This window comes from Hydrogenovibrio thermophilus, assembly GCF_004028275.1.
GTDB lineage: Bacteria > Pseudomonadota > Gammaproteobacteria > Thiomicrospirales > Thiomicrospiraceae > Hydrogenovibrio > Hydrogenovibrio thermophilus.
Map to the genome: position 1 here is coordinate 2354588 of NZ_CP035033.1, position 14732 is coordinate 2369319.

10 protein-coding genes are annotated in these 14732 nt (G+C 53.0%); 6 read left to right on the top strand and 4 right to left on the bottom strand.

All coding sequences use genetic code 11. The annotated features are described in order from the left end of the window. Positions 1-60: 60 nt before the first annotated feature. Positions 61-2097: a TonB-dependent receptor plug domain-containing protein gene (locus tag EPV75_RS11020; RefSeq protein WP_029938958.1), complete on the bottom strand. Its 2037-nt coding sequence runs from the start codon at positions 2095-2097 to the stop codon at positions 61-63. Between the two features lie 346 nt (positions 2098-2443). On the opposite strand from EPV75_RS11020, the gene EPV75_RS11025 reads away from it, so the two are divergent. Further along, entirely contained in the window at positions 2444-2914 is a 471-nt protein-coding gene (locus EPV75_RS11025; protein WP_128385419.1) for a DUF2059 domain-containing protein, read from the top strand. Positions 2915-2928: 14 nt separating this feature from the next. On the opposite strand, the gene EPV75_RS11030 is transcribed toward EPV75_RS11025, so the two are convergent. Beyond that, positions 2929-3606, bottom strand: coding sequence for an MOSC domain-containing protein (locus tag EPV75_RS11030; RefSeq protein ID WP_128385420.1), 678 nt, complete (start codon positions 3604-3606; stop codon positions 2929-2931). An 81-nt stretch (positions 3607-3687) separates the two neighbouring features. Between EPV75_RS11030 and EPV75_RS11035 the strand changes: the two genes are divergently transcribed. Next, a complete protein-coding gene (locus EPV75_RS11035; RefSeq protein ID WP_128385421.1) occupies positions 3688-4989 on the top strand; it encodes an aminotransferase class I/II-fold pyridoxal phosphate-dependent enzyme in 1302 nt (433 codons plus the stop codon). A 2-nt stretch (positions 4990-4991) separates the two neighbouring features. Here the strand turns inward: EPV75_RS11035 and EPV75_RS11040 are convergent, their stop codons facing one another. Then, positions 4992-5570, bottom strand: coding sequence for a uracil-DNA glycosylase family protein (locus EPV75_RS11040; RefSeq protein ID WP_128385422.1), 579 nt, complete (start codon positions 5568-5570; stop codon positions 4992-4994). 146 nt (positions 5571-5716) lie between these two features. Between EPV75_RS11040 and trpB the strand changes: the two genes are divergently transcribed. The 4 genes from trpB (at position 5717) to EPV75_RS11060 (ending at position 14194) form a co-directional block, all read left to right on the top strand. Then, positions 5717-6919 carry a tryptophan synthase subunit beta gene (gene trpB, locus EPV75_RS11045; protein WP_128385423.1) on the top strand — a complete coding sequence of 401 codons (1203 nt, stop codon included), beginning with the start codon at positions 5717-5719 and terminating at the stop codon, positions 6917-6919. Positions 6920-6967: 48 nt separating this feature from the next. Further along, positions 6968-7762, top strand: coding sequence for a class I SAM-dependent methyltransferase (locus tag EPV75_RS11050; RefSeq protein ID WP_128385424.1), 795 nt, complete (start codon positions 6968-6970; stop codon positions 7760-7762). A 107-nt stretch (positions 7763-7869) separates the two neighbouring features. Further along, positions 7870-9666, top strand: a complete 1797-nt coding sequence (locus tag EPV75_RS11055) for a sensor domain-containing diguanylate cyclase (protein ID WP_128385425.1) — start codon at positions 7870-7872, stop codon at positions 9664-9666. Between the two features lie 103 nt (positions 9667-9769). Next, positions 9770-14194, top strand: coding sequence for an EAL domain-containing protein (locus EPV75_RS11060; RefSeq protein WP_128385426.1), 4425 nt, complete (start codon positions 9770-9772; stop codon positions 14192-14194). A gap of 50 nt (positions 14195-14244) precedes the next feature. Here the strand turns inward: EPV75_RS11060 and EPV75_RS11065 are convergent, their stop codons facing one another. After that, the gene (locus EPV75_RS11065; RefSeq protein ID WP_029938968.1) at positions 14245-14718 is read right to left on the bottom strand and encodes a YaiI/YqxD family protein; all 474 of its coding nucleotides are present in this window, start codon (positions 14716-14718) and stop codon (positions 14245-14247) included. Positions 14719-14732 lie beyond the last annotated feature (14 nt).

Here is a 14732-nt window from a genome sequence, read left to right on the forward strand (position 1 = left end):
GATAACAGAGTTAGAGGAAAACGGTTGCGGCGACTCGATCGCTAAAGTCGGCCGCGAAAATCAATAACTGGCATGCAGGTTCACCCACACAGTACGGCCCGGCATCGGGTCGCCCTCCGCCAATTCATAATCGGTGTCCATGACGTTTTTCAACACCACATTCGTGCTGAAGTGCTTGTTGATGTCGTAGGACGCCGTAGCGTTCCAAAGGTTGAACCCAGCCGTCGGACGCTCTCCGTCGGTACTGGTTTCCGACTGATCCTGATAATGCCAATCCACACCGAAATGCCATTTCGGCGCAGGGTACCAGTCCCCGTAAATGCTGACCTTGTTCTTCGGTGAATAAGTCGGCACCAAATCCTTCTCGCTCAGGTCACGATCCAAGTAGGCATACACCACGCCCAAATCCACCGTTTCGGTGACCGGCATATCCAATTGCACTTCCACCCCTTGCGAGGTCGCCGTGCCGACGTTTTGGTTCTGATTACAGGTCGTGCCGCCACACTCGGTGCTTTGCACCGTGACCGACTCGATGGCATCGGTAATGTCGGAATAGAACACATTGACCTGATAGTTCACGCGGCTCAGCTTCCCTTTGGCCCCGATTTCATAATGCGTAGCCTGTTCCGGTTCCAAATTGACGTTTGGAATGGCACTGCCCATACGATAGGAATACAAATCTTTCATATTCGGGAAACGCGACTTCAACGACACGCCGGCAAACAGGGTCTGCCCCTGAACGGTGTAATCCCCTTTGATCTGGAAGTTATTTTTGCCTTGTGTACCATCCGGGTCGTTTCTCGGGTCGCCGTCATCCGTTTTTGTCATTTCGAATTCGTCACGACGATAACCCAGCGTCAAATTGGCTTTTTCGGTCAACGCAATGGTGTCTTCCAAGCCCAAGGAATAGATATGGCTTTGGTAAGTACGCCAACTGTCGTCGAAGGTGGACGGCGAATTGTCTTTCGGCAAATCCCGTTCACGGTGCTCGTCGTACTTGATTTGCAAAGTCGCCCTCAAATCATGGTTGGCAATCGGCATGCCACCTTCCAAGCTACCGCCCATGCTGTAATCGTCATACTGCGAACGGAAAGCATAGCCTTTGGTGATGGTGTCGTAGTTGTCGTTATCATAGGAATAGAGCTTGTTTTTGAAGTTGTCGTAAAACAAACGCGACTTCACATAGCCTTTACCCACTTGCGTATGACCGACGTAATAGATACTTTCCTTATCCCACTCCGGCCAATCCCAGTAACGCACCGCCATCCCGGTATCGGAACTGCCGGCATATGGCGGCGATTCTTTCGTTCCTTCGGTACGGTAATAACTAATGGCGTATTCGTCGGTCGCATTCGGTGTGTAACCGAATTTCAGGTTCCCGGTGGCGCTTTCGCTGCCGGAATGGTCACGCGAGCCTTTCCCCTGCACGACATCGCCCGGCGCGTATTCGGTCGGACTGAAATCATCCGACAACGGATAATCGCCGCTTTCAAGACGGGAAATCCCGCCGGTCACATAAAATTTGTCCGCTCGACTGCCGACCTGAATGTTCTGGGCATTCTTGAATAAACCGTCTTCACCGGCTTCCACGCCGATGTCGGCTTCCACTTCCAATGGTCGATCCGGGCGACGGGTCACCAGGTTAATGGCACCGCCCATATTGTTCGGCCCTTCCAACAGTGACCCCAAACTCTTCGAGACTTCGATTCGGCTTAAATCACTGGTGCGGAAACGGCTCAAATCAATGTTACCGTCGTATGGAATGTAAATCGGAATGCCGTCCAGGTTGAGGGTAATCTGGCGGGAATCGAACCCGCGGATATTGGCTCGCGTCTCGGCGCGACGACCACCAACCTGCAAGGTCACACCCGGCACATATTCAATCGCCTGACCCACGTCGGTCTGGCCGTGTTGTCGGATTTCGTCCGGCGTCACCACATTCACCGGATTGGATTTCTCGGCCTGGGCCGACACCTGGATTTTCCCCAAGGTGAACACCTGGTCGTCCGAATCGTTTTGTTGCGGGTCCGCCCAAGCCGGTTGTGCAAGCAACGCGGCGATGGCGACGGTTAACTGGATATTTTTCTTATACGTCATAACAGTTTAAATCCTTTTACGTCCTCAAAATATACTTTGGTACATATCGAGAGCGTAAAAAATAGCCGTCGGCTCAACCCGCTTCTCAAACAGGTTCTGCGCGACAGCTTCCGGAGCGAATCCTCTTTCGCGCCGGATACGGAATATTTTTCGATATGTACAAAAAGAAATAACGAGGCGTTATTAGAACACGCTAATATGGTGGAATCAAACTTTTTGTAAATAAAAAAAATTATCACTCCATAAAACGGATTAATTTTCTTAAGGGCACTTATCTTGCCAGACGGCAACGCACCCTTTAAGATGGCCTTGAGATGACCTTTCACTGCCAACCGGGATTCAAACCATGAAAAAATTGCTCGCCTTGCCGTTTTTAACGCTCTCTTTGCACTTGCCGTCCGCCTTCGCGGAACCCGCCACTACCGACAGCGTTAAACAGTTGATGGAGACCACCGGCTCGACGCAAATGTCCCGCCAGATCGTACAGCAGATGATTCCGATGTTGAAAAAACTGGTGCCGGATGCACCGGATGATTTCTGGGACAGTTTTATGAAAGAGATTAACCCGGAGCAGATCAACGCCCTGGTGATTCCGATATACCAAAAATACCTGAACGAAGAAGACGTTCAAAAAATCAATGCGTTTTACGAAACTCCCACCGGCCAGAAACTCTTGAAGGTACAGCCGAAAATCGCACGGGAATCGATGCAAGCCGGCCAGGCCTGGGGCCGAGAAATCGCGCAAAAGGTGTTGAGCGAGTATGAAAAATCGCAGCGCCAGGCCACCCCGCCACCGCAAGACAACCTATTGGAGTAATTATTAAATTGATGTCAGTGGCCGAATAAGCGCGGTTGCCAATTTTCCAGTTTGCCGGACGCCAACCGCTTTTGCAACGTGCGATGCCAGGACGACGGCAGCGGCAAGTCCAATAAGGCTTCCAATTCAGAAACGTTTAAACCATCCCGATAAAACACCCGCATGATGCGCTCGATGCTCCAATCGGGATACGACCGCGCCAACAATTCGACCTCGTCTCCGGCCTGCACGTTTCCCGATTCCAACACACGCAAATACCACCCGACCTTCAGACTGTTCTGAACCTGTTGTGCCATATCCGCCACCCCGAAGCGCAGATTCAGTTTCCAGCAAGGCTGGCGTCCCTGCGACACCTCAAAACGGGCGGAACCGATCTGCCAAACATCCCCGAAACACACATCGGATTCCACCAGGCCTGACACCGACAGGTTCTCCCCAAACGCACCAGGCCTGGCCAATAATGGCGAATCAATCTGGGTTTGCCAGAAAGCATAATGCGCCGCCGGATACACATGCACCGCTTTATCCGGGCCGCCATGCACACGCAAATCCGCTTGTTGATCTCCGACCAACCCCAAGGGTTCGGCCATCACCGGGCCGGACACCGGGTGTTTGTCAATGCCACTTTCCGCCGCCTCACCCAACGCTGCCACGCGTCCGACCAAAACCGCCGCCACTTTACCGATTATCATAATTCCGCCTTTTCCTCGTGAGAACTCGACACGCGACTCGCCCCAGTTGATAGTTTTGTTTTAATACAATAAACTACTTGTATGGAATCATATAGAAAAACCCTCAACGCCGCAAGCATCGCCAATCACTTGGAAACGCAAATCCAAAATGGCGACCTGCCACCCGGCACGCCGCTGCCCACTGTTCGTGAGCTGGCCACACGCATGTCGGTTAACCCCAGCACAGTGGCCACCGCTTATCGTAACCTGCGTGCCGCCGGAATGATTGTCACCAACGGTCGAAAAGGTTCTCAAGTGGCACCGCCACCGGCGCAACTGGATTTGTCGGTCAGTTTTCCGACCGGACTGGAAGACTTCGCCAGCGGCAATGTCGACGTCGCTTTACTGCCAAAACCGGAAGCCGACTGGTTCAGCCAACAAACCGACCAAATCGGTTATGAAGCCAACCGTGACGACGACGCATTGTTGGCGTTATCCAAACAGTGGTTGGCGGCGCAACGGATTCCGCATGACAAAATCGGCTTTTTTTCCGGCACACTCGATGCCATGGAACGCATCCTGCGCCAGCGCGTCCGCCCCGGTGCGAGCGTTTTGGTGGAAGACCCTTGCTGGCCGCCGGTCATCGCATTACTGAAAAACCTCCACCTCAAAGCCATCCCGCTGGATTTGGACGAAGACGGCGCACGGGTGCCCGATGCATCGCATCAGGATGTGGCCGGTGTGATTTTGACCTTACGCGCCCACAACCCCACCGGCATCAGCCTGTCGCCGCAACGCTTCGAGGAATGGAAACAATTTCTGGAAGGCAACCCGAAAATCACCTTGATTATGGACGACTACTGGGGGCCGCTGTCCAAGCAGCCGCTGCCGGACTTGTCCGACGACTTACCGAAAAACTGGTTTTACCTGATGTCGGTCAGCAAAGCCCTCGGCCCCGATTTAAGACTCTGCATAGCCACCGGCAACACGCGCTTGATGGCAGAACTCAAACAGCACCAACTGGCCGGACCACGCTGGGTGAGTTTGTTGTTACAACGCCTGACCGCCCACCTTTGGCAAAAAATGATCGACGACAACGCTTTCGACGCGGTCGCCCAGGAATACGAGAACCGCCGTCGGTTGTTTGTCCAAGCCATGCAAAATCATCAGATACGGCTTTCGGTTCGGGAAGGACTGCACTTCTGGGTGCCGGTGCAGGACGAAGCCCTCGCGTTACAGGTGTTTTCCGCGGAGGGCATTGCGGTGCAATCCGGCCAGGCCTTCCGCATCCGCACCTCAAAAGCAATTCGCATCAGCGTCGCACATCTGACCGGCGATAAAATCCCGCAAATCGCAGACCTCACTGCAAAAGCCATGAAAGCCACATCGCAAAGGGTGCTGTAACCTCAGGTTGCCAACACCGACGCCACCCGTCGGCGTAAATCCGGCAACACCTCCCGTTCAAACCAAGGGTTCTTTTTCAGCCAATGACGGTTCAAAGGGGACGGGTGTGGCAACGGGATAATATCGGGCCAAAACTCGCGATAAGCGCGAACCGTTTCCGTCAACGACCCTTTATAAGCCGGGCCGAGATAATGTTTTTGGGCATACTGACCAATCAACAAGGTCAATTGAATCTGCGGCATCTGTGCTTTCAAGGCCTCGTGCCACAAAGGCGCGCACTCCTTGCGCGGTGGCAAATCCCCGCTGCGTCCCTTGCCCGGATAACACAATCCCATCGGCATTTGCGCAAACCAGGCCGGGTCGTAAAACACCGTGTCGTCCACCCCCAACCATTCGCGCAACAAATCACCGCTGGCATCGTTCCAGGGCAAGCCGCTTTCATGCACCTTTCGCCCCGGCGCCTGACCGACCACGAGGATGCGACTGTGTTCGCCGGCCTGCACCACCGGATTCGGTTCCAGATGCGCTTCACAGGCTCGGCATCCACGAATTTCGGTTAACAAGGTTTCCAGTTTCGACACCGCGATGCATTCCTTAAAATTTGACCAGGCCTGGCCATTTTTACCATTCGACTATTTTCATCTTTCGCCGGCCAGTGTATCCTTATAGCCTTTGCAGACACAAGTTCAGCTTAACCAGAATCATAAAAACATCCGCAGGAGTCGACATGTCTTATTTGAAAAATTTCCCCAATGCCGAAGGTTATTTTGGAGACTTCGGTGGCGCCTTTCTGCCGCCGGAGCTGGAACCGCATTTCGCCGAAATCAATCAGGCGTACCTGAACCTCGGGCGCTCGGCGGATTTTTTGAATGAGCTGAAATACATTCGCAAACATTATCAAGGCCGCCCCACACCGGTATATTACGCCCGCAACCTGAGCCGAGAAGTCGGCGCGCATATTTACATGAAACGCGAAGACCTCAACCACTCGGGCGCGCACAAACTGAATCACTGCATGGCCGAAGCGCTGCTGGCCAAACACATGGGCAAAACCAAACTGATTGCCGAAACCGGCGCCGGTCAACACGGCGTGGCTTTGGCGACCGCCGCCGCCTATTTCGGGATGGAGTGCGAAATCCACATGGGCGAAATCGACATCGCCAAGGAAGCCCCGAACGTCACCCGCATGAAATTGCTGGGCGCAACGGTCGTGCCGGTCTCGTTTGGCGGGCGTAGCCTGAAAGAAGCTGTCGATTCCGCTTTCCAATCTTACGTACCGCAAGCCGACACTGCTTTGTTCGCCATCGGTTCGGTGGTGGGGCCGCATCCCTTCCCGATGATGGTGCGCGACTTCCAATCCGTGGTCGGCCACGAAGCCCGTGAACAATACTTGGAAATGGTCGGCGAATTGCCGGATCAAGTCGGTGCCTGTGTCGGCGGCGGCTCCAACGCCATGGGCATGTTCGCCGGGTTCATCGAAGACGAAACCGTCACACTGAACGGCGTGGAACCGCTGGGCAAAGGCACCAAACTCGGTGAGCATTCCGCCACCATGACATACGGCAAACCGGGCATGATTCACGGCTTTAAATGCATGCTATTGTCCGACGACGAAGGCAACCCGGCGCCGGTTCACTCCATCGCCTCCGGCTTGGATTATCCAGGCGTCGGACCGGAACACTCCTTCCTGAAAACCGAAGGCAAGGTCAACTACCACGGCGTGACCGACCAGGAAACCCTGGACGCCTTCTACAAACTGTCCAGCATGGAAGGCATTATCCCGGCCTTGGAAAGCTCGCACGCCGTGGCCTGGGCCATGAAGCACGGCCGAGAGAATCCGGGCAGCACCCTGCTCATCAACTTGTCCGGTCGTGGCGACAAGGACATTGATTACGTTACCGAACACTTCGGTTTCGGCGAAAACGCATAATTGAAACAAGGCCCGGCTCCGGGCCTTGTTCAGCTGAACGCCCGTCCCATGCCGCACACCCTTTCCGTCAACGCCGAACCTTGCCCAGACAAAGCGCAAGCCTTGGCACAACGTTTAAATTTACCGTTAAACGAGGAATCAAACGCCCAAAACGATTTTGCTCTCGGCTGGTGGCCGGATCCCAAAGCCTTGTCCGAAACGCAAACGTTCAAACTGGCCTTGTTCCCGCCGACCAGCGGTCCGGTTTACGTCGATTTCGTCGGCGGCAAAAAGAACCATCGCCGCCAATTCGGCGGTGGCAAAGGCCAACCTCTGGCGAAAGCCGTGGCCATTCAGGATCGCCCACGCATACTGGACGCTACCGCCGGCATGGGCGGCGACGCCTTTGTCTTCGCCAGCCTGGGGTGCGACGTCACCTTGGTGGAACGCTCGCCTATCGTCGCCGCGTTACTGGCCGATGCGTTGGAACGCGGCCAGCAACCCGACGTACCGGAGGACATCCGTCAAATTGTGGAGCGCATGTCACTGGTGTGCGCCGATGCGGCCGACTATTTACGCGCGGAACGGCCGAACGTCGATGTCATTTACCTTGACCCGATGTACCCGGAAAAGAAAAAGGCCGCCGCGAAAAAGGACATGCAGGCCTTGCAAGCCCTCGTTGGCCCCGACTTGGACAGTGAAGCGTTACTGGCGGCGGCTTTGCATACCGCCGAAAAGCGCGTGGTCGTCAAACGCCCCAAAGGCGCGCCAGCGTTAAAAGGTCCCGAGCCGAATGCCACGGTGCAAAGCCCGAATACGCGATACGACATCTACAGTATCAAAGCTCTAAACCGGCCTTCTTAAGATTCAAAAGAATAAACTTTAAGAACCACTAGGAAACACTTTTGTTGTGTGGTTATTTTGGTAAAATGCTTTTACCCCCCCTTACTTAGGCGAGAAAGGATGCCCCTTTGTTTGACTCGATTGTACGACATAAGCGTCTACTGCTCCTGACACTGGGCCTATTGGTTCTGATTCAAATAACCAGTTACTATTGGATCAGCCGAATTAACGAGCAGATTGAAACCCTTCGCCACCAAAACATCGTCCAAACGCTTTCTCAGGACCTCTATCACCAAATTAGTGAAAAACAAGCGGCTTCCACGGCCATCGCGTTGACTCTGGCGAATGATGTCAGTCACCTGCTGGCCGAGCACAACGACGTTCAATACCAGGCCTTCAACGATTTGATTGCGCAAATCACCCAAAAATCCAATTATAAAAATCTTTGGGTACAGGTCATGGATTCGGATGGCGACATCGTTTACCGAAACTGGACGAAAGAAAGTACCAACGATGCGCCTGTTTCTGAGCTGAAGTTGCTACAGGCTCCGCGAAAAGACATCATCACCGATTCTTTCGATTTAACGATTCGCATCACCACACCGATTTTCCACCAGAAGCTACGCGTAGGTTTTCTGTGCTTAATTTCGCACTTCAATTCGATTCAACGCTATTTTGAAGGCAAGCACATCCAAACCCTGGCCGTCGTGCCGCCCGAACTTGCGCAAACCATGCAACACCCGTTCAGCGAACACCGTAAAGGCGGTTTCTATATCGCCAACCTGGACCCTAACCCGACGCTGATGAAGCAAATCACCGGCGCAGACCTACATCGTTGGACAAGCCAAAACGCCCGCCCCACGGTCTGGCAGGATAAACTGGTGGTTGCGATCCCGCTACGAAACCTGAATAAAGCACCACAGGGTACGCTACTGGCATTCTACCCCTTGGAAGCCACTCACCGCCTGGATGCCGGCGCGGAACTCTTAACCACCAAAAACATCACCTTAATCGCCAACATCACCCTGACATTATTATTGCTATCAGGCCTGGTCACTTTTCTCATTAAAAAACAACGCGATTATTTCCAGCGCATCATTAATGCCGAAGAAGAAATCGTACTGGTATCGAATGGCGAACGTTTGATTGATGCCAACCAACAGCTCTACAATCACTTTGATAATTTCCGTACCGACAAACGCGATTGCATTTGCGATTACTTTGTCGAAGAAGACGGATTCCTGCAAAAATACATGGGCGACCAACTCTGGCTGGACTATTTACTTGAACACCGGAACGATATTCACAGAGCCAAATGTGTCCTGCACGGAGAAACCTACATTTTCAAATTAAAGGCCCATACACTCCTACCTGGTAGCAATCTGGCTGTCGTGGTGCTGGTTGACATCACCGAGCTTGAAGCGCTCAGCGAACAACTGTTGGAACAATCCCGCATCGACGAGTTGACCCAGATCGGCAATCGGCGCTTTTTCAACGATTACATGGAACAACAAATCTCTCTGGCGAAACGTCATCGCCACCCCTTATCATTGATTTTTTTCGACATTGACCATTTCAAAAAGGTCAACGACGTTTACGGACACCAAACGGGCGATGTCGCGCTTCGTACCGTGGTCGACACCTTGTCGACACAGTTGCGCGAATCCGACGTGTTTTTCCGAGTCGGCGGCGAAGAGTTCATGATCGTGCTGGCACATCATCCACTCAATCAGGCTAAGGAAATCGCGGAACGGTTGCGCAAGCGAGTCGAACGCATTCAGGAAGCATCTCTACCGCACCTCACCATCAGTTTGGGGGTGGCCGAACTGGATACCCATGAAACCCTGGAGCAATTACTGCACCGTATCGATCTGGCTTTATATGAGGCGAAATCAAATGGGCGAAATTGCGTATGCACGGCATAGGGTCCACAAATTTTACACAATTAAAGACTGACCAAAGAGTTTAGCCGTGATAAAATTTTTTGCAAATCAATAACTAACACTGTCAAATACGAAAACCAACGTCATGCCGATACCCCTGCCCATCGCGCGCGCTATCGCTCGTTTATCGCACCGAATCCAAAGCCGAACCCGCATGGCCAGTCAGACGTTGATGTTTACCGCATTAAGCCTGATTTACCTCACCAGTCATGCACAGCAAACCCTGACCCTCGGCGTTTACGCCTACCTCACGCCGGAAAAGGTTTACCAGCAATACCAACCGCTGGCCGATTACCTCAGCCAACAACTCGGTCATACCAATATTCAACTGGCGGTACTCAACCACCGGGATCTGCGTCAGGCGTTGCGACAGGAAAAACTCGATCTGCTGCTTGTTAATCCGAGCCTGTATGAAATCGTCCGCAATGAAAACCGTTTGAGTGGCGCCATTGCCACACTGCAAACCAACTACAGCGGGCAACCGACAGCACAATTAGGCGGAGTGATCTTTACTCTGGCCACCCGACAAGACATTCAGTCCATTACCGATTTGTCGAAAAAAACCATTGCCACACCTTCCTTCAATAATGCAGGTGCCTACCGCATTCCGATTTATGAAACGCAACAATTGGGAATCCCCTCCCAACAAATGAAGTTCCTGCGCGTCGGTCAGAACGACAAGGTGGTGGAAGCCGTCCTGAACGGCCAGGCCGACGCCGGTTTTGTCCGAACCGGGATACTGGAAAACATGATTGATCAGGGCCTGTTATCTCCGGACCAGATTACCGTGTTAAACGCCCGGCAGTTTGATCATTTTCCTTTCATGGTGTCCACGCCGCTTTATCCCGAATGGCCATTCGTGGCACTGACCCATGTGGATGACGCCATGGTGCGCAAACTCTCCGTTGCCTTGTTTTCCCTCACCCCGGACAGTCCAACGTCTCAAGCCGCACGCATTGCCGGGTTTGTTCCACCACTGGACTACTTGCCGGTTGAAAATCTGCTGCGCGAACTGCACCTCGAACCGTATGACAAACCACCCGAACTGACCTGGAACATGGTTTGGAAAAACTACGCCTTCGAAATTCTGGCGGCATTCATTTTATTCCTGGCTTTGATTGCCGCGTTTTTACGCATCAGCCTGCTCAGCCAGCGTATCGCCACGGCAGCCAATCGTATCCAGGCGCAATCCACTAAACTCAGTAATGTATTGCACGCCACCCACTCGGTGACCTGGGAATGGGACGTCCCTTCCGATAAAGTTCACTTCAACACCGATATGTGGTCGAAAATCATGGGCTACGACGTCCAGGCCTATGAAGAATTCACCTTCGAAAACCGCCAAGAGCTCACCCACCCGGACGACCAAAAAGCCTTGCAAAGCGCTTTGCGTAATCACTTCAGCGGGGAAACCGATTTCTATCAGGTGGAGACCCGGATGCGTCACCAAAACGGCAGTTGGGTTTGGATTCTGTCACAAGGGAAAGTCATTGAATGGAGCGCCGACCAAAGACCTTTGAAGGTGTCGGGCACTCACACCGACATTACCCAAATCAAACAACAGGAAGCCCTGTTGGACTTCAAGTCCCAACGCGACCAGATATTGCTGAAATTGCCGGCTAATGTGGATAATTTGTCCAAAAAATCATTGATTCGTTATGCCCTGAACTTGACGGAAGAACTCACCGAAAGCCGACTCGGTTTTGTGCGCATTCTGGATGAATTCACACCGGACCAGCCACTCTCCTTCTGGTCCTCAGCCACATATGAACGTTTTTCGTCCGAGCAACTGGCACAGATCAAGCTGACGGAACGCACCTTTTGCCAAGCCGTCTTGCAGAACCGGAAATCGATGATTTTGAACGACGTCACCACCCTTGAAGACGCCGACTTTTCGGATGGTTTTACACCGAAAAAGCTATTGATCATCCCTGTGGTCGCCAACCAGCAGGTCGTCATGATTTTAGGGTTGGCCGACAAATCAACAGCTTATTCCGACATGGACCAAGAAGCCGCCGAACTGATCGCTTATGAGCTCTGGCGCATGATTCAACGCAAACGCGACCAACAACAGATTGAATCCCAGCAAGAGCAATACGAACGTCTTGTCGACGAAATCGGCCGGGATTATTGCGTTTTCAGCTTGGAGCCGGACACCGGCCGCATCACTTACATCAGTGACAGCGCCAAAGACATTTTCGGCCAACCCAAAAACGCCCTGCTCAAAACCAACATTCTGGCGGGCATCCACTGGCAGGACGACAGCCAACAGAACCTGAAAAAAGCCCTCGACAAGTTAGTGTCCCAGCACGAAAACGAAAACACGCTCGACTTGACCTTCAACACACCGCAAGGCGACGAACGCGCCATCAAGGTCATGCAGCATACGGTGCTGGATGACCAGAGTCGCTTGACATCCATTGACGGTTTGATTGAAAACATCACCGATAAAATTCAAACCGAGCACGACCTGATTCAGGCCGCCAACGTTTTCCGCCACTCTCAAGAGGCGATCCTCATCACCGACCGCCAAGGTCGTATCCTCAATATCAACGATGCCTTCACCCGCATCACCGGCTACAGTAAAGAGGAAGTATTAGGTGAAACCCCACGCGTTCTCAGCTCGGGAAAACACGATAAAACGTTTTACGCCGAACTTTGGCGCGAACTGTTCGACCAAGGCACCTGGTCCGGCGAAATCTGGAACCGTCGTAAAAACGGCGAAATCTATCCGGAAAAAATGACCGTCAGCTCGATTCTGGATGAAAACGGCTCGCCGAAAGAGTTCATCGCGCTGTTTTCGGACATCACCACCCAGAAAAAACAACAGTCGCAACTTGAGTACATCGCCCATTTCGATGCCTTGACCGGCCTACCGAACCGCACACTGCTGGCCGACCGTCTGAACCAGGCCATCACCTACTCCAAACGCCACCAATTGAATCTGGCGGTGCTGTTCATCGACCTGGACGGCTTTAAAGCCATCAACGACCTTTACGGCCATCAAGCCGGTGACGAACTGCTGATTACCATCGCCAAACGCTTCAAAAAGGCTTTGCGTGAAGAAGACACCATCGCCCGTATCGGCGGCGACGAGTTCGTGGCGGTAATTCTCGACATCGAAGATACCGGCGAAACCGACGCCTTATTGCAACGCTTGCTCGAAGATGCCAATAAATCGATGACCTTCGAAGACAACCTGCTCAAGGTCTCCGCCAGTATCGGCGCCAGCTTCTATAACCAGCAAAACGATTTGGACGCCGACCAAATCATCCGTCAAGCCGACCAAGCGATGTATCAAGCCAAAATGAAAGGCAAAAACCAGGTGTATGTGTTCGACGAAAAAACCCTCGGCAGCATGGCACAAACCCAGGAACTGATGGCTTTGGAACAAGGCGTCAAAAACGACGAGCTCCGCCTCTATTTCCAGCCGAAGATTCACCTGCGGGAAGGCCATGTACTCGGTTTTGAATCCCTGATACGCTGGCAACATCCGGAAAAAGGCCTGTTGTCGCCAGCCGCTTTCTTGCCATTGCTACGCGACCACCCGCTCAGCATCGACGTCGGCTTCTGGGTCATCGAAGCCGCCATGAAACAGATGCAGCAATGGAAAACACTCGGACTGGACATCAACCTCAGCATCAACCTTGAAGGCGAACTGTTGCAGGAACCGGATTTCATTCCACGCTTGGGTGACGTACTGAACCGTTACCCGGACATTCCGGCGCGTAACCTGACGCTGGAGATATTGGAAACCTCCGCTCTGGAAGACATTTTCAGCGTCTCGAAAACCATGACGGAATGCAGCACCAAATTGGGCGTCAACTTCTCCATCGACGACTTCGGAACCGGCTATGCGTCTCTGACCTACCTCAAGCACCTGCCGGTCACGGAATTGAAAGTCGACCAAAGTTTCGTCAAAGACCTGCACACCGAACCGCAAAGCTTGTCCATTATGGAGAGTATCATCGGCATGGGCGATGCCTTTAATCTGGACGTCATCGCCGAAGGGGTGGAAACCGACGAACAGGCCACCCTACTGCTCAAACTAGGCTGCAACATGGCACAGGGCTATCACATCAGCCGCCCCATGCCTCCGGCGGAAATCCCGGACTGGATAGCACAATGGCAACCGGCACCACACTGGCACCAAGTCGAAAAACTCGACAAACGGGATTTATCCCTGATTGCCGCCGCCACCGAACATCGCTCCTGGATCAACACCTTGCATAAATTCGTGCACGACCAAGTCGACGCCCCGCCACCACTGGAGTTATCACGTTGCGGTTTCGGTCAATGGCTCAATGCCAAAGGGCCGGAAATGATTCAGGATACAGAACGACTGGAAGCGATTCATTTAGTGCACAGCCAGGTCCATTACCTGGGCGAATTGATCATCGAGCTCAAACGTCATGGCAAGCAGGAAGATGCCATCGCCGAATTGCACCACCTCAACAGCATGAAAAACGAACTTTTGGCACACATCGACGCACTAGCAGACCAATTGTAGAAACATCCAGGCCTGGCTGAAATCACGTTTCCATACCGACCGGTTGATATTTAATCCTCAGACGATGCCATCCGCTTGCGGTGCGCCGCCAGCAACCGATCAAGATGATTGGCAAACGCCTGACGATCTTTTTGATTCAAGGGCGGCGGACCGCCACCGACTTCCACTCCGCTGGAACGCATGGACTCCATAAAATCCCGCATCGCGAGCTTCTGCTGAATGGTGCTGGTTTGATACAGCTCCCCTCGAGGATTCAAAGCATGAGCGCCTTTGGCGATCACTTCCGCCGCCAGCGGAATATCGGCCGTGACCACCAAATCGCCGGGCGAAACCCGCCGGACGATTTCATTGTCCGCCACATCGAAGCCTTTCGCCACCTGCAAAAAATGCAACCAAGGTGAAGACGGCACGCGTATGACATGATTCGCCACCAACGTCGTCGGGCATTCGGTGCGCACTGCGGCTTTGAACAGGATCTCTTTAATCACGGCCGGGCAAGCGTCCGCATCGACCCAGATATGCATTCCCTGCAATTGAG

Excerpts from the sequence above, each read along its gene's own strand:
- EPV75_RS11020 (WP_029938958.1), bottom strand. The coding sequence starts at position 2,097 with ATGACGTATAAGAAAAATATCCAGTTAACCGTCGCCATCGCCGCGTTG.
- EPV75_RS11025 (WP_128385419.1), top strand. The coding sequence starts at position 2,444 with ATGAAAAAATTGCTCGCCTTGCCGTTTTTAACGCTCTCTTTGCACTTG.
- EPV75_RS11030 (WP_128385420.1), bottom strand. The coding sequence starts at position 3,606 with ATGATAATCGGTAAAGTGGCGGCGGTTTTGGTCGGACGCGTGGCAGCG.
- EPV75_RS11035 (WP_128385421.1), top strand. The coding sequence starts at position 3,688 with ATGGAATCATATAGAAAAACCCTCAACGCCGCAAGCATCGCCAATCAC.
- trpB (WP_128385423.1), top strand. The coding sequence starts at position 5,717 with ATGTCTTATTTGAAAAATTTCCCCAATGCCGAAGGTTATTTTGGAGAC.
- EPV75_RS11050 (WP_128385424.1), top strand. The coding sequence starts at position 6,968 with ATGCCGCACACCCTTTCCGTCAACGCCGAACCTTGCCCAGACAAAGCG.
- EPV75_RS11060 (WP_128385426.1), top strand. The coding sequence starts at position 9,770 with ATGCCGATACCCCTGCCCATCGCGCGCGCTATCGCTCGTTTATCGCAC.
- EPV75_RS11065 (WP_029938968.1), bottom strand. The coding sequence starts at position 14,718 with ATGCATATCTGGGTCGATGCGGACGCTTGCCCGGCCGTGATTAAAGAG.